This is a genomic window from Streptomyces sp. JJ38 (assembly GCF_019303475.1).
Taxonomy (GTDB): domain Bacteria; phylum Actinomycetota; class Actinomycetes; order Streptomycetales; family Streptomycetaceae; genus Streptomyces.
Genome location: NZ_JABLSI010000004.1, coordinates 125,694 through 150,728 on the forward strand (window position 1 = coordinate 125,694; position 25,035 = coordinate 150,728).

At 73.6% G+C, this 25,035-nt stretch carries 21 protein-coding genes; 11 read left to right on the forward strand and 10 right to left on the reverse strand.

Annotated features, from left to right (window positions below; translation table 11 throughout):
* Positions 1–101 precede the first annotated feature (101 nt).
* Positions 102–740: a bifunctional 2-polyprenyl-6-hydroxyphenol methylase/3-demethylubiquinol 3-O-methyltransferase UbiG gene (locus HPT28_RS03245; protein ID WP_219088992.1), complete on the reverse strand. Its 639-nt coding sequence runs from the start codon at positions 738–740 to the stop codon at positions 102–104.
* Positions 737–2,059, reverse strand: a complete 1,323-nt coding sequence (locus HPT28_RS03250; protein ID WP_219088994.1) for a cytochrome P450 — start codon at positions 2,057–2,059, stop codon at positions 737–739. The genes HPT28_RS03245 and HPT28_RS03250 overlap by 4 nt, the downstream gene beginning before the upstream one ends.
* A 61-nt stretch (positions 2,060–2,120) precedes the next feature.
* Between HPT28_RS03250 and HPT28_RS03255 the strand changes: the two genes are divergently transcribed.
* On the forward strand, positions 2,121–2,744 hold the full coding sequence (locus HPT28_RS03255; protein WP_219088996.1) for an NTP transferase domain-containing protein: 624 nt from the start codon (positions 2,121–2,123) through the stop codon (positions 2,742–2,744).
* A gap of 13 nt (positions 2,745–2,757) precedes the next feature.
* Here the strand turns inward: HPT28_RS03255 and HPT28_RS03260 are convergent, their stop codons facing one another.
* Entirely contained in the window at positions 2,758–4,029 is a 1,272-nt protein-coding gene (locus HPT28_RS03260) for a CdaR family transcriptional regulator (RefSeq protein WP_219088998.1), read from the reverse strand.
* A gap of 174 nt (positions 4,030–4,203) precedes the next feature.
* Between HPT28_RS03260 and HPT28_RS03265 the strand changes: the two genes are divergently transcribed.
* From HPT28_RS03265 to aceB, 9 genes are all read left to right on the forward strand, one after another.
* Entirely contained in the window at positions 4,204–5,130 is a 927-nt protein-coding gene (locus tag HPT28_RS03265) for an ABC transporter ATP-binding protein (RefSeq protein WP_219089000.1), read from the forward strand.
* Positions 5,127–5,834 (forward strand): ABC transporter ATP-binding protein, encoded by a 708-nt coding sequence (locus HPT28_RS03270; protein ID WP_257577965.1) that lies wholly within the window; start codon positions 5,127–5,129, stop codon positions 5,832–5,834. The genes HPT28_RS03265 and HPT28_RS03270 overlap by 4 nt, the downstream gene beginning before the upstream one ends.
* 14 nt (positions 5,835–5,848) lie before the next feature.
* The gene (locus tag HPT28_RS03275) at positions 5,849–6,727 is read left to right on the forward strand and encodes a branched-chain amino acid ABC transporter permease (RefSeq protein ID WP_308119054.1); all 879 of its coding nucleotides are present in this window, start codon (positions 5,849–5,851) and stop codon (positions 6,725–6,727) included.
* Positions 6,728–6,729: 2 nt separating this feature from the next.
* On the forward strand, positions 6,730–7,839 hold the full coding sequence (locus tag HPT28_RS03280; RefSeq protein ID WP_219089002.1) for a branched-chain amino acid ABC transporter permease: 1,110 nt from the start codon (positions 6,730–6,732) through the stop codon (positions 7,837–7,839).
* A gap of 58 nt (positions 7,840–7,897) precedes the next feature.
* Complete coding sequence (locus HPT28_RS03285; protein ID WP_219089004.1) at positions 7,898–9,235, forward strand: ABC transporter substrate-binding protein; 1,338 nt, start codon at positions 7,898–7,900, stop codon at positions 9,233–9,235.
* A 100-nt stretch (positions 9,236–9,335) separates the two neighbouring features.
* Positions 9,336–10,880, forward strand: a complete 1,545-nt coding sequence (locus HPT28_RS03290; RefSeq protein ID WP_219089005.1) for a long-chain fatty acid--CoA ligase — start codon at positions 9,336–9,338, stop codon at positions 10,878–10,880.
* 85 nt (positions 10,881–10,965) lie between these two features.
* A complete protein-coding gene (locus HPT28_RS03295; RefSeq protein WP_219089007.1) occupies positions 10,966–11,319 on the forward strand; it encodes a hypothetical protein in 354 nt (117 codons plus the stop codon).
* Entirely contained in the window at positions 11,316–12,935 is a 1,620-nt protein-coding gene (locus HPT28_RS03300) for a cation acetate symporter (protein ID WP_219089009.1), read from the forward strand. The genes HPT28_RS03295 and HPT28_RS03300 overlap by 4 nt, the downstream gene beginning before the upstream one ends.
* A gap of 185 nt (positions 12,936–13,120) precedes the next feature.
* Positions 13,121–14,743, forward strand: coding sequence for a malate synthase A (gene aceB, locus HPT28_RS03305; protein ID WP_219089011.1), 1,623 nt, complete (start codon positions 13,121–13,123; stop codon positions 14,741–14,743).
* Between the two features lie 77 nt (positions 14,744–14,820).
* Here the strand turns inward: aceB and HPT28_RS03310 are convergent, their stop codons facing one another.
* The 4 genes from HPT28_RS03310 to iolC all read right to left on the reverse strand — a co-directional run bounded on the left by HPT28_RS03310 (position 14,821) and on the right by iolC (position 19,604).
* Positions 14,821–15,807 carry a Gfo/Idh/MocA family oxidoreductase gene (locus HPT28_RS03310; protein ID WP_219089012.1) on the reverse strand — a complete coding sequence of 329 codons (987 nt, stop codon included), beginning with the start codon at positions 15,805–15,807 and terminating at the stop codon, positions 14,821–14,823.
* Positions 15,808–15,839: 32 nt separating this feature from the next.
* Positions 15,840–17,708: a 3D-(3,5/4)-trihydroxycyclohexane-1,2-dione acylhydrolase (decyclizing) gene (gene iolD, locus HPT28_RS03315; RefSeq protein WP_219089014.1), complete on the reverse strand. Its 1,869-nt coding sequence runs from the start codon at positions 17,706–17,708 to the stop codon at positions 15,840–15,842.
* Complete coding sequence (iolB, locus tag HPT28_RS03320) at positions 17,705–18,586, reverse strand: 5-deoxy-glucuronate isomerase (protein WP_374226909.1); 882 nt, start codon at positions 18,584–18,586, stop codon at positions 17,705–17,707. The genes iolD and iolB overlap by 4 nt, the downstream gene beginning before the upstream one ends.
* A gap of 67 nt (positions 18,587–18,653) precedes the next feature.
* Complete coding sequence (gene iolC, locus HPT28_RS03325; RefSeq protein ID WP_219089018.1) at positions 18,654–19,604, reverse strand: 5-dehydro-2-deoxygluconokinase; 951 nt, start codon at positions 19,602–19,604, stop codon at positions 18,654–18,656.
* A gap of 120 nt (positions 19,605–19,724) precedes the next feature.
* Between iolC and HPT28_RS03330 the strand changes: the two genes are divergently transcribed.
* Entirely contained in the window at positions 19,725–20,639 is a 915-nt protein-coding gene (locus HPT28_RS03330) for a sugar phosphate isomerase/epimerase (RefSeq protein ID WP_219089109.1), read from the forward strand.
* A gap of 175 nt (positions 20,640–20,814) precedes the next feature.
* On the opposite strand, the gene HPT28_RS03335 is transcribed toward HPT28_RS03330, so the two are convergent.
* From HPT28_RS03335 to pucL, 3 genes are all read right to left on the reverse strand, one after another.
* Positions 20,815–22,143, reverse strand: coding sequence for a nucleobase:cation symporter-2 family protein (locus HPT28_RS03335; RefSeq protein WP_219089111.1), 1,329 nt, complete (start codon positions 22,141–22,143; stop codon positions 20,815–20,817).
* A 369-nt stretch (positions 22,144–22,512) separates the two neighbouring features.
* On the reverse strand, positions 22,513–23,901 hold the full coding sequence (locus HPT28_RS03340; protein ID WP_219089020.1) for an 8-oxoguanine deaminase: 1,389 nt from the start codon (positions 23,899–23,901) through the stop codon (positions 22,513–22,515).
* A gap of 178 nt (positions 23,902–24,079) precedes the next feature.
* Entirely contained in the window at positions 24,080–25,027 is a 948-nt protein-coding gene (gene pucL / locus HPT28_RS03345) for a factor-independent urate hydroxylase (protein ID WP_219089022.1), read from the reverse strand.
* Positions 25,028–25,035 lie beyond the last annotated feature (8 nt).

Below are 25,035 nucleotides of genomic sequence, written 5' to 3' on the forward strand. Positions count from 1 at the left end.
CGGGAAGCGGGTGACCCAGTAAACGCCACTCTCCGCTCATCAGTCCATACGCAAAGCGAATTCCGGCCAGCGAACGGTGCGGTGGACGCGCCCCGCCGAGGTCAGACCGCCGGCCGGCGGGCGAAGCAGAACAGGTGGTCCTCGGAGACGGCGCTCTCGGCCGCGGGCCGGAACGACGTCTCGGCGTGGTGCAGGACCTCCAGCCCCGCGTGCTCCAGCCGCCGCAGGTACTCCTCCGTGGGGTAGCTGGTGACGGAGACCGGGTGGTCCATGAAAACGATGTCGAGGCCCTCGACGTCCCCGGGGACGGTGGCCATGACGAGGTAGCCGCCGGGGGCCAGCCAGTCGGCGATGCGGGCGAGCGAGGCGTCGATGTCGGCGCGGTCCATCTGGAGGAAGGAAAAGAAGGCGCACACCGCGTCGAGACTGCCGGGTTCGGCCCGATGGTCGCGCACGTCCCGTTGCTCGAAGCGGGCCCCCGGCACCTGGGCGCGGGCCAGCTCGACCATCGTGCCGGACACGTCGATGCCGGTGACCCGGCACCCGGCCGCGGCCAGCAGCTCGGCCACCGGGCGGCCGGTGCCGCTGCCGACGTCCAGCACCGCGGCGCCCTCGGGCAGCCGCTCGACGAGCCACTCCACCGCCGCCCGCCGCTCCGGGAGATGCCCGAAGGCCCGCTCGTAGTCGATGCCGATCGCGTCGAACGTGGCCGCCGCCGGACTCACCGCTGGTTCCGTCACCGGTCCTCCTCGTCGTTCCCCGTCGATGTCCCCTCCTGTGTACGCGCGCTCACCGCGCCCTTCAAGGACCGCCGGCCGAAGGCGAAGGGCAGGGCGCGGACGCGGTTGTCGAAGCTGGAGGGCGCGAGGACGGGCGGCGCGGTGGCCCGGATGTCCGGGGTGCGGGTGAGGAGTTCGCGGAAGAGGGCGGCCATCTCCCGCTTGGCCAGGTGGGCGCCCAGGCAGTAGTGCGGGCCCCCGCCGCCGTAGCCGAGGTGGGGGTTGGGGCTGCGGGTGATGTCGAAGGCGTCGGGGTCGGCGAAGACCGCCTCATCCCGGTTGGCGGAGGCGAAGAAGAGGACGACCTTCTCCCCGGGCCGGAAGTCCCGCCCGCCCAGCCGGCAGGGCGCGGCGACGGTGCGACGGAACTGGATGATGGGGGTGGAGTGGCGCACGATCTCCTCGACGGCGCCCTCGATCCAGCCGTCGAAGTCGGCGGCGAGCAGCGCTCGTTGCTCCGGGTGCTCGGTGAGCAGGGCGAGGCCGTGGGCGAGGGCGTTGCGGGTCGTCTCCACCCCGGCGACCATGAGCAGGGAGAAGAAGGCGCCGAGCTGGCGGACGCCCAGCGCCTGCCCGTCGACGTCGGCGTGGACGAGCGCCGTGACGAGGTCGTCGGCGGGGTGGCGGCGCCGGTCCCGGGCCAGGGCGGCGATCATGCGCTGCATGCGGGCGAGCGCGCGCAGCCCCTTCCCGGGCACCCGCAACCGGGTGCGGGCGACGCCGATGTGCTCCGAGGCGTGGTTGACGCGGGCGAGGATCTCCGGGCGGTACCGCTCGGGCACGCCCATCATGTTGCAGATGACCTCGAACGGCAGCCGAGAGGCGACGGCGGTGACGAAGTCCTCGGGGCGCTCGGCGATCATGTCGTCGACGATGCGGACGGACAGGGCGCGGATGTCGGCCTCCGCAGCGGCCAGGACGCGCGGGGTGAAGGCCCGCGAGACGGTGCGGCGCAGCCGGGCGTGCTGGGGGTCGTCCAGGTTGACCATCGACTCGCCGAACAGGGCGCGGACCCAGCGGGCCGGTTCGGGGGTGGTGACGCCGGGGGCGCTGGCGAACAGGCGGGGGCTGCGGCTGGCCTCGACGACGTCCGCGTGCTTGACGAGGGCGTAGAAGCCCCTGCCCGAGGGGCCGGGGCAGTGGACGGGCGCGTCCAGCCGCCGGAGCCGGGCGAACGCCTCGCGCTGCCGGCTCTGCGGGAGCTGCCAGAAGCGCGGGTCGGCGGGGTTGGTGTCCGGGGACGGTGCGGTGGAGCTCGGTGCGGGGGTGGTCGCCGTCATGTGTCCCATGGTGCGGGCAGGGCGGCGGGCGGACACGCAGACGCTCCGTAGGGTCAGGAGCATGGAGGAGCGAACCGACAGGGACGGCGGCACGGGCCGCGTCGCCGGACTGCTGCTGGCGGCGGGCGGTGGACGGCGGCTCGGCGGCCGCCCGAAGGCGCTGCTGCCCCACCGGGGGCGGCCGCTGGTGGAGCACGCGGCACGGGTGCTGCGGGAGGGCGGCTGCGCGCCGGTGTACGTGGTGCTGGGAGCCGCCCGGGACCGGGTGCGGGAGACGGCCGGGCTGGAGGGCTGCGTGGTGCTCGACAACCCGGAGTGGGAGGAGGGCATGGGCTCCTCGCTGCGCGTCGGCCTGCGCGCGCTCGCCGGGGACGCGACCGGGGCGGAGGGTGTCGTCGTCGCGCTCGTGGACCAGCCGGGCGTGGGGGCGCGGGCGGTCGCCCGGGTCCGGGAGGCGTGCGCGGGGCCCGCCTCGCTCGCCGCGGCGGCGTACGGAGGGCGGCGGGGCCACCCGGTGCTCCTCGGCTCGGCGCACTGGGAGGGCGTGGCGGCCGACGCGCGCGGCGACCGGGGCGCGCGACGCTACCTGCGCCAGCACGCGGCGCGGCTCGCCCTGGTCGAGTGCGCCGACGTGGCCGACCAGGCGGACATCGACACACCCGCCGACCTGCACCGCCTCGCCTAGGCGGCCGGGCGGGTCAGGCCGACCCGCCGGACACGGCGTAGCCCTGGTTCGGCACTCCGGCGGCCGGGCGGGGCGGGGCGGCCAGCTCGCCGAGGGCGAGCAGCAGCCGGTCCCGGGGGTCCTGGAGGCTGCGGCCCGTCAGCTGCTCGATCTGCCGCAGCCGGTAGATGACCGTGTTGCGGTGGCAGAACAGCTGCTCCGCCGCGTGTGTGGGAGACCCGTGGTGGGCGATGAGGGCCCGTAGCGTGTCGAGCAGGACGGCGGCCTGCTGCGGCGGCTGTGCCAGGAGCGGGGCGACCGTCTCCTCCAGCAGGAGGGCCGTCACCTCCGGGGACGCGCCGAGCAGCACCTCGGGGAGGCGTTCGGTGACGGAGATGACCTCCGCCCGGCCCCGGGGCATCGTGTCGGCGGCACCGGCGGCGAGCCGGTAGGCGAGGGCGAAGCCCGCCAGGCCGTCCGCCGAGGCCGCGACCACGGCGCGGCCCGCGGCGGCGGGGCGCAGTGCCCGGACGAGCCCGTCGACACCCAGGACCGCCGTCGCGACGAGGCCGACGTGGACGTCGCCGCGGACGTGCCAGTACGACGTGGCGCCGAGCCGTTCGAGGCGTTCCTCGGCGCCGCGGATCGGCTCGTCCACAGTGCCGTCGAAGCAGGCGACGACGCAGGCCACGGGATCGCCGGTGGCGATGCCGAGCACGTCACGGGCCTCGGCCGCGAAGGCCGGGTCCGCTCCCCGCCCCTCGACCAGCCCGTCGAGCAGCCGCTGCTGGCGCTGGCGGTCCCGGCGCTGGAGGCGGGCGCTCTCCTTGCGATAGGACTCGACCAGGGTGGTGTTCTGGACGTCCAGGGCCCACCAGATGCGCTGGCCGGCGATGAGCAGCGTCCGGTCGTCGACGCCGAGGCCGGGCTGGCCCCGCTGGGCGAGCAGGGCCTCCCACAGCACCCGGGTGCCGATGCTGTAGGCGCTGAGGACCTGCTCCATCGGAACGCCCTGCCGGGCCCGGCGCCGGCCGGTCTCCCGCCACAGATGGACGGCCCGCTCGTCGTCCTCGGCGAGCCCGGCCATCGTCCGGATGCCCCGGCGGATGTTCTCCCGCGTGCTGGCCCGGATCTCGGCCCGCAGCTCGGCCCCCGCGCCCGCGTACCAGTCCTTGGCCAACAGCGTGAGCGTGATGTTGTCGGCGATGGCGTCGGCATGCGGCAGCAGCGACGCCCACGCGCGTTCGATGTCGCGTCGCAGCGCCTCGTCCTCGTCGGAGGCGGGAGGGGGAGCCATCGTGCCCATGCCCGTGAGGATCGCACGGAGCGCACAAGCACCACCACCCCTCGCGCCATGCGTAGGGCGGTGCGCACCAGCAGATCTGTGCGCTCCGCCCATGTCCGTTTCTGTGCTCAGCGACCAGGGTGTTCGGCATCCCATCCGACGACGAGCCCCGCCGGGGCGAGACAGGGGGCTCCCATGAGCGGACCCGTACCGGAGCCGACGGTCCGGCCCGGCGACCCCGCGCGGTCGGTGTTCTCGATGTCCGGGATCTGCGTGCGCTTCGGCGGCGTCCGGGCCCTGTCGGAGGTGTCACTCGACGTGGCTCCGCGGCAGGTGCTCGGGGTGATCGGTCCCAACGGCGCCGGGAAGACGACCCTGTTCAACGTGGCCTGCGGGTTCGTGCGACCGGACGCCGGAACGCTGTGCTGGAAGGGGGCGGAGCTGGCGGGGCTGCGCCCGCACCGGCTCGCCCGGCTGGGCATCGGGCGCACGCTGCAGGGCCTGGGCCTGTTCGACCGGATGACGGTGCTGGAGAACGTCATGGTCGGCGCGGACCGGCACGCGCGGGCCGGGTTCCTCTCCGCCCTGCTCGGTGCGCGACGTGGCCCCCGGGACGAGGCGGCGCTGGCCTCGCGGGCACGCGACGTCCTGGCGGAACTCGGCATCGAGCGGTACGCGCGACGCCTGCCGGGGAGCCTGCCGTACCCCGTCCGCAAACGCGTCGCGCTGGCCCGGGCCCTGGTGGGAGAGCCGGAGCTGCTGCTGCTCGACGAGCCCGCGGGGGGTCTGTCCAACGACGAGATCGACGAGCTGGGCGCGCTGATCCGGGGGCTGAGCGACCGGATGGCGGTGCTGCTCGTGGAGCACCACATGGATCTGGTGATGAGCGTGTGCGACGACATCACGGTGCTCGACTTCGGCCGGGTCATCGCCCGGGGCGGGCCCGAGGAGGTGCGCCGTGATCCCGCGGTCGTCGCCGCCTACCTCGGCGAGGAAGCGCCGGTGTCGAAAGGGAGCGCGCGCGGAGGGCCCGAGGAACGAGGGCCCGAGCACGGTCGGCTGTCGACACCGGATCCAAGCGCCGAGGTCAGCCGTGGCAGCGCGCGGACGGAGGTCCGATGATGTTCGAGGTACGCGATCTGACCACCCGCTACGGCGCCGTCACCGCGCTGGACGGGGTGTCCTTCACCGCCCCGCGCGGCAAGGTCACGGCCGTGCTCGGCGCCAACGGCGCGGGGAAGACGACGCTGCTGCGGACCGTCTCGGGCCTGGTCCGGCCGGAACGCGGGCAGGTGCTGCTGGACGGCCACGACATCACCCGCTCGTCCGCGGAGGACATGCCGTCCCTGGGGCTCGCCCACGTCCCCGAGGGGCGCGGTGTGATCGGCGAACTGACCGTGGAGGAGAACCTCCGGCTCGGCGGCCTGCACCGGGCCGACCGCTCGCGGCCGGCCGACGTCGGGCGCGTCCTCTCGCTCTTCCCCGTACTCGGCGAGCGTTCCGACGCCCGGGCGCACGTCCTGTCGGGGGGTGAGCGGCAGATGCTGGTCATCGGCCGGGCCCTCATGGCCACGCCCACGGTGCTCCTGCTGGACGAGCCCTCGCTCGGGCTCGCGCCGCGGATCGTGGCGCAGATCTTCGCACTGCTCAGGTCCCTGGTGGCGGAGGAGGGGCTGACGGTCGTGCTGGTGGAGCAGAACGCCCGCAGCGCGCTGTCCATCGCGGACGTCGGCGTCGTGCTGGGCCTCGGCCGGGTCGTCGCCCGGGACGAGGCCGCCGCGCTCGCCGCCGACGAGCAGCTCCGCCACGCCTACCTCGGCTTCTGACCCCGGGAGAACCCGTGCAGCAACTCCTCACCACCGCCCTGTCCGGGCTGACGCTCGGCGCGGTCTACGCGGCCTTCGCCCTGGCGCTGTGCCTGATCTGGCGTTCGACGCGGATCGTGAACTTCGCCCAGGCGCCCATGGCCATGGTCACCACCTACATCGCGCTGGTGATCGTGGACGCGGGCCACTCGTACTGGCTCGGGTTCGCCGCCGCCCTGGCCTGCGGGCTGGTCCTGGGCGCCGTCGTCGAACGCGTCGTGGTGCGTCCCGTCGAGGGAGGACCGCAGATCAACGCGGTCATCGTGACCCTCGGCCTGTTCATCGTGCTCCACTCGCTGGCGGCCCTCGTGTTCGGCTCCCGCTACCGCTCGTTCCCGGCTCCGTTCGGTCTGCGGGGCCTGAGCGTCGGCGACACCTCGCTCGCGATCACCGGCTTCGGCGTCTTCACCGTCATCGCCGTGCTGGTCGTGATGGGCCTTCTCGTGGCGCTGTTCCGCGGCACCGACATCGGGCTGAAGATGCGGGCCGCGGCGTTCAACCAGGAGGTCGCCCGGCTGCTGGGGGTACGGGTCGGCCGCATGCTCACCCTCGGCTGGGCGCTGGCCGCCCTCGTCGGCTCACTGTCCGGACTGCTCATCGCCGGCGGGAACCTCGTCCACCCGGCCTACATGGACTCCGTCGTGGTCTACGGCTTCGTCGCTGCGGTGCTCGGCGGGCTGGACAGTCCCGTCGGGTCCGTCGTCGGCGGCGTGCTGCTGGGCCTCGCCCTGAGCGCGGTCAGCGGCTACGCCGGCTCCGAGCTCGTGCCGCTCGCCGCGCTCGCCATCCTCGTCGCCGTCCTGCTGCTGCGGCCCGGCGGCCTGTTCTCCCACGTCGCGGAACGGAGGGTCTGACCATGACGACCACCTCGTCCACTCCCGAGGCCCCGGCCGCCACGCCGCCGGCCGCCCGCCCAGACCGGCGCCCGGCCCCGTGGCGCGCCCGGTGGGCGTCGTCCGTCCTGCCGCGCCATCTGCTCCTCGCGGGGCTCGGGCTCTGCCTGGTCGTCGTCGTGCTCGAGTCCAGCGGCGCGTTCCGCACGACCCAGTTCGCGACCATGGCCTACCTCGGCATCGCGGCCGGCGGACTGACCGTGCTGACGGGGCTGAGCGGCCAGCTCTCCCTGGGCCACGGCGCGTTCATGGCGGTCGGCGCCTACACCGCGGCGCTGCTGCTCCCCGCCGAGGGCCCCGTGCTGCCGCTGCCCGCCGTGCTGGCCCTCGCCGTGCTCACCGCGCTGGCGGCGGGGGCCGTCGTGGGCGTCGCGGCGGCCCGGCTGCACGGCCCCTACGTCGCCGGGGCCACCCTCGCGCTCGCCGTCGCGGTGCCGGCCACCGCCGTGTACTTCGACGGGCTCGGCGGCGAGCAGGGGCTGGGCGTCGCCGTGCCCGAGATCCCGGTGTGGGTGCGGGACGCCGCCTACTTCGTGACCGGCAGCGAGCTGACGTCGACCGGCTATGTCGCCTATCTCGGCTGGGTGTGTCTCATCGGCACGTACGTGCTGCTGGCCAACCTGGCGCGCGGGCGGGTGGGCCGGCTGTGGCGGGCGGTGCGGGACGACGAGGTGGCCGCGGAGCTCGCCGGAATCCACCTCGGCCGGGCCCGGGTGCTGGCCTTCGTGGTGAGCACGGCCTGTGCGGGACTGGCCGGCGCCGTCATGGCCATGGCGGTGCGCGTCACGGCGCCGAGCGGGTTCACCCTCACGCTCTCGCTCGTGCTGCTGAGTGCCGTCGTACTCGGCGGACTCGGCAGTCTGACCGGCGCCCTGATCGGTTCGGCGCTGCTGACGTTCCTGCCCCAGCTCGTCGCCGACCTCGGCGTGAACGCCGGGCTCTCCGACCTGCGCGCGGCCGAACTCGCCCCGCTCGTCTACGGACTCACCCTGATCGGCGTGACGCTCGCCGCGCCGGCCGGTCTCACCGGCACCGTCCGCGCGGCCTGGCGACGGCGTCGGCAGTCGGCCTGACGCTCCATCCTCCGGGCGGCGGCTTCCGCGCCGCCCGAACCACACAGGAGGCACCACGATGAGAAGACCGACCCAGCGCGCGACGTCGCTCCTCGCCGTTCTCACCGCGACGGCCCTGCTCGCGGCATGCGGGGCGGGTGGGCGGCCGGACGAGGGGTCGCCGGGGCCCGCGTCCGGTACCGGGATCACCGAGGACACCATCAAGATCGGCGGGCACTTTCCCCTGACGGGCGTCGCCGCCCCCGGCTACAGCGAGATCCCCAGCGGCCACCAGGCCTACTACGACTACGTCAACGCCCACGGCGGGGTGAACGGCCGGAAGATCGAGTACCTCGTCAAGGACGACGGCTACAACCCGACGAACACCAGCACCGTGACCAACGAACTGGTGCTCCAGGAGGAGGTCTTCGCCGTGGTGGGCGGCCTCGGCACCCCCACGCACAGCGCCGTCGTCGACTTTCTCAACGCCGAGCAGGTCCCGGACCTGCTGGTCTCCAGCGGCTCCCTCCAGTGGGGCGACGACCCGAAGAAGCGGCCGTGGACCTTCGGCTGGCAGCCGGACTACCAGGTCGAAGGAAAGATCATCGGCAAGTGGGTGGCGGAGAACATGCCGGACGCGCGCGTCGGCCTGTTCCTCCAGGACGACGACCTGGGCCGGGACGGCGCGGCCGGGGCCCGCAGGTACCTCGGCGGCCAGGTCGTCGAGTCGGTGACCTACACCCCGGGCAACACCGACGTGGCCCCGCAGCTCGCCGCTCTCCAGGCCGCCGACGTCGACCTCGTGATCGGCTTCAACGTGCCGTCGTACACGGCGCTGACCCAACTCGCCGCCATGAAGCTCAACTACGAGCCCACCTGGTTCTACAGCAGCGTCGGCTCCGACCCCGCCCTCGTCGGCTCCCTGCTGGCCCGGTTCTCCAAGGGGAAGGTCGAGAACAGCGCCGTCCTGCTCGACGACGTGCTGACCACCGAGTACATCCCCGGCACCGACGCCCCGGACAACGCGTGGGTGAAGCTGTGGCGGAAGGTGTGGAAGGAGCACGGTGGCGAGGGCGAGCTGACCAGCTACCGCATCTACGGCATGTCCCAGGCCTACACCTTCGTGCAGGCCCTCCAGGCGGCCGGGGAGAACCCCACCCGCGAAGGGATCGCGAGGGCCCTGGAGACGGTGGGCCAGGAGCTCGAGGGTCCCGCGCTGGCGCCGTTCCGCTACTCGGAGGACAGCCACCTGGGCATCTCCGGCATGCAGGTGATCCGGCTCGAAGACGGCAAGGGCGAGCCGCTCACTCCGGTGCTCGTCACCGACATCGGTGACGAGCCGGTCAGGGAGGAGGACTCGGCCGCGCAGGACGCCCCGCCCGCCGACGGCATCCCCGACGTCCGTCCGGTGTCCTGACGCGGGCGCCGGGACGCCCCTCCCCGTGTTACCGACCATCCACCCGCTCGGCGGGCGGCCCCCGCCGGGCCGCCCGCCCCGGCGCACCGGAGACCGCCACGTGTCCACCCTGTCCCTGGCCGCCATCCTGGCCGAGTCCGCCCGGTACCACCCGCACCGCACCGCGCTCGTGGAGGGCGACGTGCGGCTCACCTTCGCCGAGATGTGGCATCAGGCCCGCCGCCAGGCGGCCACGCTGACGCGGCTGGGCATCCGGCCCGGCGCCAGGGTCGCCCTCATGGCGCCCAACACCGCGGAGTTCCCCCGCGCCTACTACGCCATCCTGGCCGCGGGAGGCGTGGTCGTCCCCGTCCATCTGCTCCTCACCGCGCAGGAGGCCGCGCACGTCCTGCGCGACAGCGGCGCCGAACTGCTGCTGTGCCACACGGCACTGGCCGAGACCGGCCTCCAGGCCGCGGCCGAGGCCGGAGTGCGGACGGTGACGGTGGGTCCGCGAGCCGAACTGCCCTGCTGCGACGGACGGCTGGAGGACCTCGCGGCCACCGCCCCGCCGCTGCCGACCTACGTCGCCCGCGGCCCCGAGGACCCGGCGGTCGTCTTCTACACCAGCGGCACCACCGGCACGCCGAAGGGCGCCGTGCTCAGCCACCTCAACCTGGTGATGAACGCGACGGTCAACGCCTTCGACGCCAACCACGTCCGACCCGACGACGTGGCCCTGGGGGCCCTGCCGCTGTTCCACACCTTCGGACAGACCGTGAGCATGAACTCCACCTGGCGGGCCGGAGCCGCCCTGGTGCTTCTGCCGCGCTTCGACGGCGCGACGGCCATCGAGCTGATGGTCCGCGAGAACGTCAACACCTTCCACGGCGTCCCCACCATGTACACGCGGCTGCTGGAAGCCGCCCGCGAGGCCGGGACGCTGCCCCGGCTGCGGCTGTGCGTGTCCGGTGGCGCCTCGCTGCCGCCGCCGGTGCTGGAGGCGTTCGAGGACTCCTTCGGCACGGTGGTGTACGAGGGGTACGGACTGTCCGAGACCTCACCGACGGCCTCTGTCAACCAGCCGGCGTTCGGGGCCCGGGCCGGAACCGTGGGGCATCCGGTCTGGGGCGTGGACGTCGAGATCGCCCGGCCGGAGGTGACGGACCGCGTCGCGCTCGTGCCGGCCGGCGAACTCGGCGAGATCGTCGTGCGCGGGCACAACGTCTTCTCCGGCTACCTGGACCGTCCCGAGGCCACGGCGGAGGCGCTCACGGACGGCTGGTTCCGCACCGGCGACCTCGGCCGCAAGGACGCGGACGGTTTCGTCTCCATCGTCGACCGCACCAAGGACCTCGTCATCCGCGGCGGGTTCAACGTCTACCCGCGCGAGGTCGAGGAGGTCCTGCTGCGCCACCCGGCCGTCGCCGAGGCCGCCGTCATCGGGGTGCCGGACCCGCTGCACGGCGAGGAGGTCTGTGCCGTCCTCATCGCCGACAAGGACGCGGCGGCCGCGCCCTCCGCCGAGGAGGTCATCGCCTGGTCGAAGCAGCGGCTGGCCCGGCACAAGTACCCGCGCCGCGTCGAGTTCGTCGACTCCTACCCGCTCGGCCCCAGCCACAAGGTACTGAAGCGCGAACTGCGCCGCCGTTTCGGCAGCCCCTGACGGGAGGGGGCTCCGTCGCCCCCCTCCGCACCCCGCCCAGACCGCCCGCGAGCTCACCGAACACGCCCCAGCCCGAGGACCGCCCATGCCCCATCCCCCACCTCCCGCACACCGCAGGCCACACCGCGGCGCGCATCGCGCCGGGGTACCGGGCGCGGGCGTCGAGGCCCCGGCCGCGCCCGGCGAGCCGCGCCGCACGCTCGCCGCCCTCCGCCAGCGGTGCGTCGCGGTCAACGGCTCGGGCCTGCTCGTCACGGCGCTTCTCGCCGCGGTGTGCGGCGACGCGATGGGCACCCCCGTGTTCGGCGGGCTGTCCGCGGGCATGCTGCTGTGCGGCGGGCAGCTCGCGGCGCTGCTGGTCACGGCCCGGTGGTTCGACGTCATGTGCAGCCGCCATGTCGACCCGTACGCCGCGCGCGAGGCGGGGCGGGCCGGATGACCGGGTTCGACGCCGGGCAGCTCGCCGTGGGCGCCGTCGACGCGCAGGAGCGCGAGCTGGTCCTCATCTCCTTCCTGGCCTTCGTGGCCCTGTCCCTGCTGCTGTGCGTCATGGCCGGGCCGGAGGGCGACGACACGGCCGACTTCTACGCCGGAAACCGGTCGCTGTCGCCCCGCAAGAACGCGCTCGCCCTCGCCGGGGACTACCTGTCGGCCGCCACCCTCCTGGGGACCAGTGGGTTCGTGGCGCTGAGCGGGTACGACGGCATGGCCCTGGCCGTCGCCACCGCCCTGGCCCTCGGCGGCCTCCTCCTCGTCGCGGGCCCCCTGCGCCGGGCGGGCGGCTACACACTCGGCGACGTCTTCGCGCTGCGCTCGCCCGGGCCCGCGGCGCGGATCGCCGCCGCCGTCATCGCCCTCGCGATCTCCCTGCCCTTCCTCGTCGTCCAGCTGTCCGCGGCCGGACGCGCCACGGCCCTGCTCATCGGGCTCGGCAATCCGGGGGCGGAACAGGTCTGCACGGCCTTCATCGGCGTGCTCATGGTCTTCTACACCGTGCTCGGGGGGATGAAGGGCACCAGTCTGGTCCAGATCGTCAAGGTGACCGTGGCCTTCACCACCATGGCCGCGCTCGCCGTCTGGGTCCTGCAGCACTTCGACTGGAGCCCCGCCGCCCTGCTCGCCGCCGCGGCACAGGGCAGCGGCAGCCCCGACACCTATCTCGACCCCGGCCGGGCGCTGGGGACGGACGCCACCGGACGACTGGACTTCCTCGGCCTGCAGCTCAGCATCGTCCTGGGCGGTGCCTGCATGCCGCACATCCTCATGCGGATCGGCACGGCGGGGAGCGGAGCCGCCGCCCGCGAGGCCACGCAGCGCGCGGTCACCCTCGTCGCCGTCTTCTGCTGCTTCGTCGTCATCGCGGGGCTGGGCGCCGCCGCGGTCGTCGGCGGCCGCGCCATCACGGCCGTCGACGGCAGCGGCCAGGCGTCGCTGATGCTGCTCGCGGCGGAGCTGGGCGAGGGGAAGGCGGGCAGCGCCCTGTTCGTCGCGGTGGCCTGTACGGTCTTCGTCACCGTCCTGGCCGTCGTGGCCGGCATCGCGCTGAGTGCCGCCGCGGCGCTGGCCCATGACGTGTACGCCCACGCGGTGCGCGGGGACCGCGCCACCGAGCGGGACCGGGTGCGTGCGGCGCGCTGGTCGGTGGCCGCCGTGGGGTCACTGAGCGTCGTCGTCACCGTGACGCTCCAGGGCTACAACGTGCAGGGGCTGATCCACCTGACGCTCTCCCTGGCCGCCGCCACGGTCCTGCCCGCCTGTCTGTACGGGATGTTCTGGCGGCGCTTCAACCGGACGGGTCTGCTGTGCACCGTCTACGGCGGCCTGCTGTGCACCGTCGTGCTGTTCCTCGTCTCGGCCGCCTTCTCCGGCTCGCCGGACTCCCTGCTGCCGGACCGCGACCTCCAGTGGATCGGGCTGCGGTCCACGGCTCTGCTGGCGATCCCCGCCGGATTCCTGCTGGGGTGGGCGGGCAGCCTGCTGGCCCCCGGCGGCGGCCGTGTCACCGCGCGGGCAGCGGTATCTCGACCTCGGTCTTCTCGACATCGTCCATCTTGATGTCAACAAACTATTGAAGTTCCACCATGAGGAAACTACTCTCCACTTTCGAAGGCGTGTGGCACCCCGTGCCGCATGCGCGTACCACGAGCACGGAAGTCCGGCGGTCCCAGGCACCGGCCCCTTACCGTCCCCAGGGGGCAGCGTGGCAGGGTCGTTCGGAGACCCAAGAGGAGTGACAGCCCATGTCCGCACCAGCGCCGTCACCGCTGGCCATCGTCGATGTCGACCCCGACCGGGCCCCCGCCCGGCGGGACGAGGTGCTCACCGAGGCCGCGCTGGCGTTCGTCGCCGAACTTCACGAGCGGTTCACCGCCCGTCGTGACGAGCTGCTGGCCCGCCGGGCCGAGCGCCGGGCGGAGATCGCCCGGACCAGCACCCTGGACTTCCTGCCCGAGACCGCGCACATCCGGGACGGCGACTGGCAGGTCGCCCCGGCCCCGGCCGCGCTCGAGGACCGCAGGGTCGAGATCACCGGTCCGACCGACCGGAAGATGACCATCAACGCGCTCAACTCGGGCGCCCGGGTCTGGCTCGCCGACTTCGAGGACGCCTCCGCCCCCACCTGGGCCAACGTCGTCGACGGCCAGGCCAACCTGATCGACGCCTACGAGCGCCGCATCGACTTCACCGACGCCCGCGGCAAGTCCTACGCGCTGCGCCCGGCCGAGGAGCTGGCCACCGTCGTCATGCGGCCCCGCGGCTGGCACCTGGACGAGCGCCACCTCCAGGTGCGCGGCCGGGCCGTCCCCGGCGCCCTGGTCGACTTCGGGCTGTACTTCTTCCACAACGCCCAGCGGCTGCTGGACCTCGGCAAGGGGCCCTACTTCTACCTGCCGAAGACCGAGTCGCACCTGGAGGCGCGGCTGTGGAACGACATCTTCGTCTTCGCCCAGAGTTACCTCGGTATTCCGCGGGGCACGGTGCGCGCCACCGTCCTGATCGAGACGATCACCGCGGCCTACGAGATGGAGGAGATCCTCTACGAGCTGCGGGAGCACGCCTCCGGGCTCAACGCGGGCCGCTGGGACTACCTGTTCTCCATCGTCAAGAACTTCCGTGACGGCGGGGAGAGGTTCGTCCTGCCCGACCGCAACGCCGTGACGATGACGGCCCCGTTCATGCGCGCGTACACGGAACTGCTCGTGCGCACCTGCCACAAGCGCGGCGCCCACGCCATCGGCGGCATGGCGGCCTTCATCCCCAACCGCCGGGACCCCGAGGCCAACGAGCGGGCGCTGGCGAAGGTGCGCAACGACAAGGAGCGCGAGGCCGGGGACGGCTTCGACGGCTCCTGGGTCGCCCACCCTGACCTGGTCCCCGTCGCGCGGGCCTCGTTCGACGCGGTCCTCGGCGACCGTCCGAACCAGAAGGACCGGCTGCGCGAGGACGTCCGGGTCTCGGCCGCCGACCTCATCGCCATCGACTCGCTGGACGCCCGGCCGACGTACCAGGGGCTCGTCGACGCCGTCCAGGTCGGCATCCGCTACATTGAGGCGTGGCTGCGCGGCCTGGGCGCCGTGGCCATCTTCGGCCTGATGGAGGACGCCGCCACGGCGGAGATCTCCCGCTCGCAGATCTGGCAGTGGGTCGACGCGGGCGTCGTCTTCGAGGACGGGCAGCGGGCGACGGCCGAGCTCGTGCGCGAGGTCGCCGCCCGCGAGCTGGCCGCCATCCGGGAGGAGGCCGGCGAGGAGGCCTTCGCCTCCGGCCAGTGGCAGCAGGCCCACGACCTGCTGCTCAGGGTGTCCCTGGACCGCGACTACGCCGACTTCCTCACCCTGCCCGCGTACGAGCTGCTGGGCTGAGCGCCCCGGGTCGGACGACGACGGCCCCGGCCCGCACGCGTGTGCCTGGGATCAAGGGGTCGTCCGCCGCGCGGGGACTACGGGGTGATGGGGCGCCCCGTGCGGCGGGAGGCCTCGCAGGCCTCCGCGATGCGCAGCGCGCGCAGGGCCTCGGCGCCCTCGCAGGGGTTGTCCCGCCGCCCCCGCACGACGTCCAGGAACGCGGCCAGCTCGGCCCGGTAGGCGGGAGCGAACCGGTCCAGGAAGCCCTGCCAGGCCGCCGCCCCGCGCGGCGCGGCGTCCGGCTCCGCCGAGCGGAGCGGGGTGCGCGGGCCCAGCCCGACGGCGATCTGGTCGCGCTCCCCCGCGAGCTCCATCCGCACGTCGTATCCGGCGCCGTTCATCCGCGTGCCGGTGGCCGTCACCAGGGTGCCGTCGTCCAGGGTGAGGAGGGCGGCCGCGGTGTCGACGTCGTCCGCCTGACGGAACATCGGCGGCCCGGCGTCCGAGCCCGCCGCGTACACCGAGACGACCTCACGCCCCGTCACCCAGCGCAGGGCGTCGAAGTCGTGGACGAGACAGTCCCGGAAGATGCCGCCGGAGAGCGGGAGGTACCCCGCCGGCGGCGGGGCCGGGTCGGCGGTGAGCGTACGCACGGTGTGCAGCCGGCCGAGCCGCCCCGCGCGCACGGCCTCGCGCGCGGCGGCGTAGGCGGCGTCGAAGCGCCGCATGAAGCCGATCTGCAGGACGGTTCCCGCCCGCGCCACCTCCGCCAGCGCCGCCCGGGTGCCGGGCAGGTCGGCGGCGACGGGCTTCTCACAGAACGCGGGCACCCCCGCCCGCGCGGCGCGCGTGATCAGCCCGGGGTGGGAGTCCGTGGCCGAGGCGATCACGACGGCGTCCGGCCGTGCGGCGAACAGCTCGGGGGACGAGGGCAGGGCCTGCGCTCCGGTCTCCGCCGCGACGGCCGCCGCGCGGGCGTGCTCCGCGTCGACGAGTAGCAGCTCGGTGACGCCCGGCAGTTCGCTGAGGTTGTGGGCGTGGAGGGCCCCGATCCGGCCCGTTCCGATGAGTCCGATGCGCATGGCGTCCAGCCTTCCCGGTCGCGGCGGAACGGTCACAGGTGCGGGCGGCGGGCGGCGGCTCCCCCGAGGTAGTCGGCCCGGGCGCGCAGCGCCGCCTCCCGGGTGGCGACGGCGGCCACCGGCACGTCCCACCACGCCTGGGCCGTGGGCGCGGTGGACCGCGGGTCGGTCTCCACGTGGACGCAGGTGGGGTGGGTGGAGGCGCGGGCCTCCGCGAGCGCGGCGCGCAGGTCGGCCACGGTGTCGGCGCGGATCACGTCGAGGCCGAGGGAGGCGGCGTTGGCGGCGAGGTCCACCGGCAGCGGGTCGCCGGTGTAGCCTCCCTCGGCGTCCCGGTAGCGGTAGTCGGTGCCGAACCGTTCGGCACCGGTGGCCTCCGACAGTCCGCCGATGGAGGCGTAACCGTGGTTCTGGATCAGCAGCAGGTTGACGTTCAGCCCCTCCTGGACGGCGGTGACGAGCTCGGTGGGCATCATCAGGTAGGCGCCGTCGCCGACGAGGGCCCACACCGGGGTGCCGGGGGCGGCCAGCCGTACGCCGAGGGCGCCGGGGATCTCGTAGCCCATGCAGGAGTAGCCGTACTCCAGGTGGTACTGGCGGGGTGAGCGGGCCCGCCAGAGCTTGTGCAGGTCGCCGGGGAGCGAGCCCGAGGCGGCCACGATGACGTCGGTGTCGTCGACGACGGCGTCGAGCGCGCCGAGGACCTGGCTCTGGGTGGGACGCGCGGCGGTGTCCGAAGCGGCGTAGGCGGCGTCGACGCGGCGTTCCCAACGGGCCTTCGCCTCGCGGTACTCGGCGACGTAGTCCGGCTTGACCCGGTGGCCGGCGAGGGCCTGCCGCAGGGCGTCGAGCCCGGCCCGGGCGTCGGCGACGAGCGCGGTGGCCGCCTGTTTGTGGGCGTCGAACGGGGCGATGTTGAGACCCACGAAGCGGACCTGCGGGTGGGCGAAGAGGGTGCCGGAGGCGGTGGTGAAGTCGGTGAGGCGGGTGCCGACCCCGAGGACGAGATCGGCCCTGCGGGCGAGGTCGTCGGCGGTCGCGGTGCCGGTGTGGCCGATGCCGCCGACGTCGGCGGGGTGGTCGTGGCGCAGCGAGCCCTTGCCGGACTGAGTGCAGGCGACGGGGATGCCGGTGGCGTCCGCGAAGGCCCGCAGGGCCTCCTCGGCCTCGCTGTGGTGGACGCCGCCGCCCGCGACGAGCAGGGGCCGGCGGGCGCGCCGGACGGCGCGGGCGGCCTCGGCCAGCGCTTTGGGCTCCGGCGGCGGGCGGCGCACGGGCCAGACCCGCTCGGCGAGGAAGTCCGCCGGCCAGTCGAACGCCTCGGCCTGGACGTCCTGCGGGAGGGCGAGCGTGACGGCGCCGGTCTCGACGGGGTCGGCGAGCACCCGCGCGGCCTGGAGCGCGGCGGGGACCAGGGCCTCGGGGCGGGCGATCCGGTCGAAGTAGCGGGAGACGGGTCGCAGCGTGTCGTTGACGGACACCTCGCCGGCGTAGGGGACTTCGAGCTGCTGGAGCACCGGGTCGGCGACGCGGGTGGCGAAGGTGTCGCCGGGCAGCAGCAGGACGGGCAGCCGGTTCACGGTGGCGAGCGCGGCGCCGGTGACGAGGTTGGTCGCGCCGGGGCCGATGGACGTCGTCACGGCCTGGGTGCTCAGCCGGGCGCTGTGCCGGGCGTAGCCGACGGCGGCGTGCACCATGGCCTGTTCGTTGCGGCCCTGCAGGAACGGCATGGCGCGGCGGTGCTCCAGGAGCGCCTGGCCGATCCCGGCGACGTTGCCGTGGCCGAAGATGCCCCAGGTGGCGCCCACGAGCCGGTGGCGCACGCCGTCCCGCTCGGTGTGCTGGGCGGCGAGGAAGCGGACGAGGGCCTGGGCGACGGTGAGTCTGTGGGTCGGGGTCATCGTGCCTCCCCGTAGAAGGGCAGCCGCTCGTCCACCTCGGCGCCGCTCCAGGTGTCGCGGATCCAGGCGTGGTCGGGGTGGTCGCGGATGAGCCAGGCGCGCTCGTCGTCCGGGCCGGCCATGACGTTGAGGTAGTACAGGGTGTGGCCGGGGGTGGCGATGGACGGGCCGTGCCAGCCGTCCGGGACGAGTACGGCGTCCCCGCTGCGGACCTCGGCCAGGACGTCGGTGCCGCGGCCGTGCCCGGACGGCGAGACGCGCTGGTAGCCCAGGCCGGCGGTGCCCTCGTGCGGGGCGATCTCGAAGTAGTAGACCTCCTCCAGCCGCGACTCCCGCCCGGGTTCGTGGACGTCGTGCTTGTGCGGCGGGTAGGAGGACCAGTTGCCGCCCGGGGTGAGGACCTCGACGGCGATGAGCCGGTCGGCCGCGAAGACGTCGGCGGCGGCGAAGTTGTTGACCTGCCGGGAGCACCGGCCGGCGCCGCGCAGTTCGACGGGGACCGCCGTGGCGGGGGTGTGGCGGGCAGGGAGCCGGGCGGCGCAGCGGGCTCCGGGCAGCGCGAACCGTCCGCCGCCGGCGCTGGCCACCGTCACCTCGCTGTCCCTGGGCACGTAGGCGAAGTCGGTGACGCCCTCGAACACGCTCGCCCGGCCCTCGAGCTCGAAGGTCAGCCCCTCGGCGGTGACGGTGCAGGAACCGCTCAGCGGCAGGACGATCCACTCGCTGTCGCCGGTGGCGTAGGTGTGCGTGCCGCCCGGGGGCAACTCGATGACGCGCAGCGAGCTGTGGGCCCAGCCCGCGGTGTGCGGGTCGATGTCGAGCGCGTAGGGGCCGCGTGCGGCGCGGCCCGCGCTCAGGTGCACTCCGATGTCGCTCATGGGCATCAGCCTCCCCGTTTCCGTCCGTTCTACCGCGCAGCGCCGCGCGGCGGCCCGATCGCGGGTGTCACGAGGCGAGCAGCGCCTCGACCTCGTCCGGCGTGGGCATGGCGGCGGAGCAGGCCAGCCGGGAGGCGACGAGGGCGCCGGCGGCGTTGGCATAGCGCAGCACCCGCTTCAGGTCCCAGCCGGCGAGGAGACCGTGGCAGAGGGCGCCGCCGAAGGCATCCCCGGCGCCGAGGCCGTTGACGACCTCGACGGGGTGCGGCGGGATCTCGGCCTCGGTGCCGTCGCGGTGGACGGCGAGCACGCCGTGCGGTCCCCGCTTGACGACGGCGAGTTCGGCGCCCGCGTCGAGCAGCGCCTTGGCGCAGTCGGCGGGCTCGCTCCGCCCGGTGGCGACCTCGCACTCGGCCAGGTTGCCGACGGCGACGGTGGCGAGGGCGAGGGCGTCCCGGTAGCGGGGGCGGGCGGCCTCGGCGTCCCCGTGGGGCCAGAACATCGGCCGCCAGTCGAGGTCGAGGACGGTGACGCCGCGCCGGGCGCGGGCCTCCAAGGCGTGCAGGGTCGCGGTGCGGCTCGGTTCGGCGCTCAGGCCGGTGCCGGTCGTCCAGAACACGCGGCTGACGGTGATGGCGTCCAGGTCCAGCTCGTCGGCGTGGATCTCCAGGTCGGGGGCCTTGGGCCAGCGGTAGAAGTAGAGCGGGAAGTCGTCGGGCGGGAAGATCTCGCAGAACGTGACCGGGGTCGGGTAGGCGGGCACGGGCCTGACCCAGCGGTCGTCGACGCCGAACTCCCGCAGGGCCTGGTGGCAGTACTCCCCGAAGGGGTCCTGGCCCGTACGGGTGATGACGGCGGCCGAACGGCCCAGCCGGGCCGCGGCGACGGCGACGTTGGTGGCGGAGCCGCCGAGGAACTTCCCGAAGGACTCGACGCGGGGCAGGGGGACCCCCGTCTGCAGGGGGTACAGGTCGACACCGATACGGCCCATCGTGATGACGTCCAGCGGCCGGGGCATGCGGGGCTCCTTCTCGGGGGTCGGTCGACGCCGTCGGGCGGGGGCACGCACCATGCCGGTATGCGCCGAGACGTCGAGAGCGGAAACAGCGACAGCAGCGATGACCACTACCCCACCACGATGACACCCCGCACCCGCCCCACCCTGGACCGGCTGCGGATCGGCTCGGCACCCGACTCCTGGGGGGTGTGGTTCCCCGAGGACGAGCACCAGGTGCCCTGGGAGCGGTTTCTGGACGAGGTGGCGGAGGCCGGCTACGACTGGATCGAGCTGGGCCCCTACGGCTACCTGCCCACCGATCCGGCCAGGCTGAGGGCCGAGACGGAGCGGCGGGGGCTGCGGGTCTCGGCAGGCACGGTCTTCACCGCCCTGCACCGCGGCCCCGGCGTATGGGAGGAGACGTGGGCCCACGTCTCCCGGGTCGCGGCCCTGACGCGGGCGATGGGCGCCCGGCACCTGGTGGCCATCCCGGCGTTCTGGCGGGACGACCGGACGGCCGAGCCGATCGAGCCGCCCGAGCTGACACCCGGGCAGTTTCGGGAGCTGACCTCGGGCACCGAGCGGCTGGCCCGGCGGGTGCGCGAGGAGTTCGGACTGGAGGTCGTCGTCCATCCGCACGCGGACACCCACATCGACTCCGAGGAGAACGTCGCCCGCTTCCTCGACGCGACCGACCCCGACCTGGTGAACCTGTGTCTGGACACCGGGCACTACGCCTACTGCGGCGGCGACAGCGTGCGGCTCATCCGGACGTACGGGGAGCGCGTCGGCTATCTGCACCTCAAGCAGGTGGATCCGGCGGTGCTGGCCGACGTCGTGGCGCGGGGCACCCCGTTCGGCCCGGCCGTGCGGCAGGGGGTGATGTGCGAACCGCCGCTGGGCGAGCCGCCGCTGGAGCCGGTCCTGGAGGCGGCGCAGCGACTGGACGTGGATCTCTTCGCCATCGTGGAGCAGGACATGTATCCGTGCCCGCCCGACCGCCCGCTGCCCATCGCCCGGCGCACCCGCCGGTTCCTGCGCTCCTGCGGCGCGTAGTCCGCGGCGCTTGGGAGGTCTGCGCGAAGGCGCAGGGCTGGCAGGCGCAGCGCCGGGTGCCCCTGGGCACCCGGCGCCCCTGGGCACGGGGTGCCCCGCTCCGCCGTTCCAGGACGCACGAGCGTCGTGGCTGGTCGCGCGGTTCCCCGCGCCCCTGGGGGCGCGGGGAAGAGGCTCAGTGCAGGGGCGCGGCCGCCGCCTGGTGGGGGACGGTGGCACCGCCGTCCGGGGGCGGCGAAGCCTCCTTGCGGGCGCCCATGTGGTTGAACAGCAGGTTCAGCAGGACGGCCAGGATGCAGCCGGTGCTGATGCCCGAGTCCAGGATGGTCGTGGCGCTGTCGGGGAAGCGCTCGTAGAAGCCGTGCGCCATCTCGGGTGCCAGCCCGACGCCGAGGGTCACGGCGACGATGAGCGCGTTCTCCCCCTTGTCCAGCCCCGCCTGCACCAGGGTCTGGATGCCGCTCACGGCGATGGTGCCGAACAGCACCAGGCCGACGCCGCCGAGCACGGGCAGCGGCACGGCGGAGACGAGCGCCGCGGCCACCGGGCACAGGCCGAGCAGCACGAGGATGCCGCCGCCCACGGCGACGACGTAGCGGCTGCGCACCTTGGACATGGCCACCAGGCCCACGTTCTGGGCGAAGGCGCTGGCGGCGAAGCCGTTGAAGACGGGGGCGACGGCGCTGCCGAGGGCGTCGGCACGCAGTCCGGCCGCGATGACCTTCTCGTCGGCCGGCTTGTCGACGATGCGGCCCAGGGCGATCATGTCGGCCGTCGACTCCATCATGATCACCAGCATCACGACGCACATCGAGACGATGGCCGGGAGCGAGAACTGCGGGGCGCCGAAGTGGAAGGGCGTGGGGAAGCCGACGAGACCGGCCTCGCCGAGGCCGGAGAAGTCCGCCATGCCGAGCGGGACGGCGATCAGCGTGCCGCTGACCAGGCCGAAGAGGATGGCGATGGACTGGAGGAAGCCGCGGGCGTAGCGGCGCACGGCCAGGGTGATGACGAGGGCGACGGCGGCGAGGCCGATGTTGCCCGCGGGGGCGCCGTCCGCGCCACCGGCACCGTCGGCTATCCAGCCGAACGCGACCGGCATCAGGGACAGGCCGATCAGGGTGATGACACTGCCGGTGACGACGGGCGGGAAGAACCGCACGAGTTTGCAGAACCAGCTGCTGACGACGAAGGCGAGCAGCCCGGCGACGATGACCGAGCCGAAGATGACGGGCAGCCCCGACTCCCCGCCCTCGGCGGCGATGATGGCGGTCATCGCGGCGACCCCGCCGAAGGAGACGCCGTTGACGAACGGGAGTCTGGCCCCGACCTTCCAGATGCCGAGGGTCTGGAGGAGCGTGGCGATCCCCGCGGTGAACAGGCTGGCCGCCATGAGCAGCGTGGTGTCGGCGGGGCCGAGCTGGGCGGCGGCGCCGATCACGAGCGGTACGGCGACGACACCGGCGTACATGGCGGCCACGTGCTGGAGCCCGCTGGTGATCATCTTGAGGGGTGGCAGTACCTCGTCGACGGGATGCCTCGCCCCGTCCGCGTTTTCGCTGTCCTTCTCCTGACTGTCGTCGTTCCGAATACCGGTACCGGGCCTAGCGGACACGCGGTCCTCCTGTTGCTTTCTGCGCCGCCGGGGAAGCGGCACGAGGTTTTCCGGGAGGTGTGGATGGAACTGGGTGTGGGAGGTGGCGACGGAGCATGGCGGGGGTACCGGGGCGGGAGCGCGTACCGTAGGCGCGCTCCCGCCCCGGCCGTTCGTTCAGGGCCCCGCTCGGACCCTGAACCACCGGCCGGGAGCCGTCCCTCCCGGCCGGAGTCCGGTGGTGCGTCCCCTCAAGCCGGGACGCGGGTGGTGCGTCCCTCAGGACGCGTCGGCCGCTACCTGGGCCAGGCGGCGGGCCTGGTCCCGGGTGCCGCGGGCGATGGTGTCCTCGTCGGCGGTGGTGAGCCGGCCGTCCTCGACGACGGCCCTGCCGTTGATCAGCGACAGCGTGATCGGTGCCGCGGCGCCGAGGACGAGAGCGGCGACGGGGTCGGCGATGGTGGAGTGGCCGAGGCCGTCCAGCTTCCAGAGCACCAGGTCGGCGAGCTTGCCGGCCTCCAGCGAGCCGATCTCGGCCGTGCGGCCGAGTACCTGGGCGCCGCCGTAGGTGCCCAGCCGCAGCGCCTGCCGGGCGTTGAGCGCGCGCTCCCGGTGGGCGCCGAGGCGGTTGATGAGCAGGGCGTTGCGCAACTCGGTGTGGAGTTCGCCGGACTCGTTGGAGGCCGTGCCGTCCACGCCGAGGCCGACGGGCACCCCGGCCGCCAGCATGTCCGGCACCCGGGCGATACCGGCGGCCAGCCGGGCGTTGGAGGAGGGGCAGTGGGCCACCCCGGTGCCGCTGCGGGCGAAGGCCGCGATGTCGGAGTCGTTCATGTGGACGCAGTGCGCCATCCACACGTCGTCACCGAGCCAGCCGGTGGACTCGAAGTAGTCGGTGGGGCCCATGCCGAACAGCTCGTGGCAGAACTTCTCCTCCTCCACCGTCTCCGAGCCGTGGGTGTGCAGCCGCACTCCCTTGCGCCGCGCGAGCTCGGCGCCCTCGCGCATGAGCTCGGTGGAGACGGAGAAGGGCGAGCAGGGCGCCACGGCGATGTGGAGCATCGAGCCGAAGGAGCCGTCGTGGTGGGTGTCGACGGCGGCCTCGGTGGCCTCCAGGATGCCGTCGAGGGTCTCGACCGCGAAGTCGGGCGGCAGGCCGCCGTCCGACGCGCCACGGTCCATCGAGCCGCGGGCGGCGGTGAAGCGGACGCCCAGCTCGGCGGCGGCGCGGATCTCGGCGCCCAGGAGGTCGCCGCCGCCGCGCGGGAAGACGTAGTGGTGGTCCATGGCGGTGGTGACACCGCCGCGGGCCATCATGGCCAGTGAGCCCTGGGCGGCCGAGTGGACCATCTCCTCGTCGATCCGCGCCCAGGTCGGATAGAGGGCGACGAGCCAGTCGAAGAGGTTGGCGTCCTGGGCGAGGCCGCGGGTGAGCCACTGGTAGAAGTGGTGGTGGGTGTTGACGAGGCCGGGGGTGGCCAGGTGCCCCGAGCCGTCGATCCGGCGGACGACGTTCTCCAGGCCCGCGGGGGCGGCGCCGGCGCCCACCGACTCGATGACGTTGCCGGTGACGACGACGTGTCCGGCCGCGTACTCGGTGTCGTTCGCGTCCACGGTGGCGATGGCGCAGTTCTCGATGACGATGCGCTCTGGTGCGTTCCCGGCCATGGGATGTCCTCGTGCTTCCGTCCGGAGGTCCGGGCCCGGGGGTCGAGCGGGGTGCCGACCGGGTCCGGAATCTGTCATTCTGCGCAGAATGCCCCCGCTCTCCCCCCAGGATCGATGACGCCGGCGCTGCGTCAGGGGGCCCGAGTGGCCGCCCGGGTGGGCGGCCGGTGCGGGCTGCTTACAGGTTGGTCATGTCGACCGGGATGCGCGGCTCGACCCCGTCCCGCAGGATGGTGGCCTCGATGAGGCCGTAGGGGCGGTCGGCCGCGTAGTAGACCTCGTTGTCGTTCTTGAGGCCGAAGGGCTCCAGGTCCACCAGGAAGTGGTGCTTGTTCGGCAGCGAGAAGCGGATCTCGTCGATCTCGCCGCGGCTGTTCAGGACCCGGGTGCCCATCTGGTACAGCGTCTGCTGCAGCGAGAGGCTGTAGGTCTCCACGAAGGCGTCGAGCATGTGCCGCTTGACCTGGGCGTAGCTGCGCTCCCAGTTGGGCATGCGCTGGTCGTCGCCGGTCCAGTTGTGCCGCCACCAGCCGGCGACCTCGGTGGCCAGGATCCGGTCGTACGCCTCCTTGAGGGTGGTGTACTTGTCCTTCACGTAACCCCAGAACTCCGAGTTGGTGGAGTTCATGACGGTGAGGTCCTTGAGGCCGGAGAGGACCTCGAAGCGCTCGCCGTCGTAGGTCACCTGCGCGGTGCGGATCTCCTGGCCCTTGCGGACGAAGGAGTGGCGGACCTCCTCGGCGCCGATGAAGCGCTGGCCGGAGTCGGAGGTCTCGATGCGGTCCCAGGCGTACTCCTCGATGCGAATACGCGCCCGCTCGATGGCCGGCTGCGACTCGACGAAGTGCCGGGCCAGGTGGATGCCGAACTGTTCGGCCGACTCGATGCCGTGTTCCTTGGCGAAGGCGAACACCGTGTTCTTGGTGGTGTCCGTCGGCAGGCAGTTGGCGTTGGAGCCGGAGTAGTGGACGTCGTCCATGTCGCCGGAGAGGGCGACCGAGACGTTGAGGTCCTTGATGTGGTGGGTGTCGCCGTCTCGGGTGATCTTGACGACGCGGTTCTCGGCCTTGCCGTACTGGTTCTGTCCGAGCATCACAGGACGGGCGGGGCGGGAATGAGCAGTCATGTCGGGTG

Bases quoted from the DNA above. Each gene is read 5' to 3' on its own strand.
- HPT28_RS03250 (WP_219088994.1), bottom strand. From the start codon at position 2,059: ATGACGGCGACCACCCCCGCACCGAGCTCCACCGCACCGTCCCCGGAC.
- HPT28_RS03255 (WP_219088996.1), top strand. From the start codon at position 2,121: ATGGAGGAGCGAACCGACAGGGACGGCGGCACGGGCCGCGTCGCCGGA.
- HPT28_RS03260 (WP_219088998.1), bottom strand. From the start codon at position 4,029: ATGGGCACGATGGCTCCCCCTCCCGCCTCCGACGAGGACGAGGCGCTG.
- HPT28_RS03265 (WP_219089000.1), top strand. From the start codon at position 4,204: ATGAGCGGACCCGTACCGGAGCCGACGGTCCGGCCCGGCGACCCCGCG.
- HPT28_RS03270 (WP_257577965.1), top strand. From the start codon at position 5,127: ATGATGTTCGAGGTACGCGATCTGACCACCCGCTACGGCGCCGTCACC.
- HPT28_RS03280 (WP_219089002.1), top strand. From the start codon at position 6,730: ATGACGACCACCTCGTCCACTCCCGAGGCCCCGGCCGCCACGCCGCCG.
- HPT28_RS03285 (WP_219089004.1), top strand. From the start codon at position 7,898: ATGAGAAGACCGACCCAGCGCGCGACGTCGCTCCTCGCCGTTCTCACC.
- HPT28_RS03295 (WP_219089007.1), top strand. From the start codon at position 10,966: ATGCCCCATCCCCCACCTCCCGCACACCGCAGGCCACACCGCGGCGCG.
- HPT28_RS03300 (WP_219089009.1), top strand. From the start codon at position 11,316: ATGACCGGGTTCGACGCCGGGCAGCTCGCCGTGGGCGCCGTCGACGCG.
- aceB (WP_219089011.1), top strand. From the start codon at position 13,121: ATGTCCGCACCAGCGCCGTCACCGCTGGCCATCGTCGATGTCGACCCC.
- HPT28_RS03310 (WP_219089012.1), bottom strand. From the start codon at position 15,807: ATGCGCATCGGACTCATCGGAACGGGCCGGATCGGGGCCCTCCACGCC.
- iolD (WP_219089014.1), bottom strand. From the start codon at position 17,708: ATGACCCCGACCCACAGACTCACCGTCGCCCAGGCCCTCGTCCGCTTC.
- iolB (WP_374226909.1), bottom strand. From the start codon at position 18,586: ATGAGCGACATCGGAGTGCACCTGAGCGCGGGCCGCGCCGCACGCGGC.
- iolC (WP_219089018.1), bottom strand. From the start codon at position 19,604: ATGCCCCGGCCGCTGGACGTCATCACGATGGGCCGTATCGGTGTCGAC.
- HPT28_RS03330 (WP_219089109.1), top strand. From the start codon at position 19,725: ATGACACCCCGCACCCGCCCCACCCTGGACCGGCTGCGGATCGGCTCG.
- HPT28_RS03335 (WP_219089111.1), bottom strand. From the start codon at position 22,143: ATGATCACCAGCGGGCTCCAGCACGTGGCCGCCATGTACGCCGGTGTC.
- HPT28_RS03340 (WP_219089020.1), bottom strand. From the start codon at position 23,901: ATGGCCGGGAACGCACCAGAGCGCATCGTCATCGAGAACTGCGCCATC.
- pucL (WP_219089022.1), bottom strand. From the start codon at position 25,027: ATGACTGCTCATTCCCGCCCCGCCCGTCCTGTGATGCTCGGACAGAAC.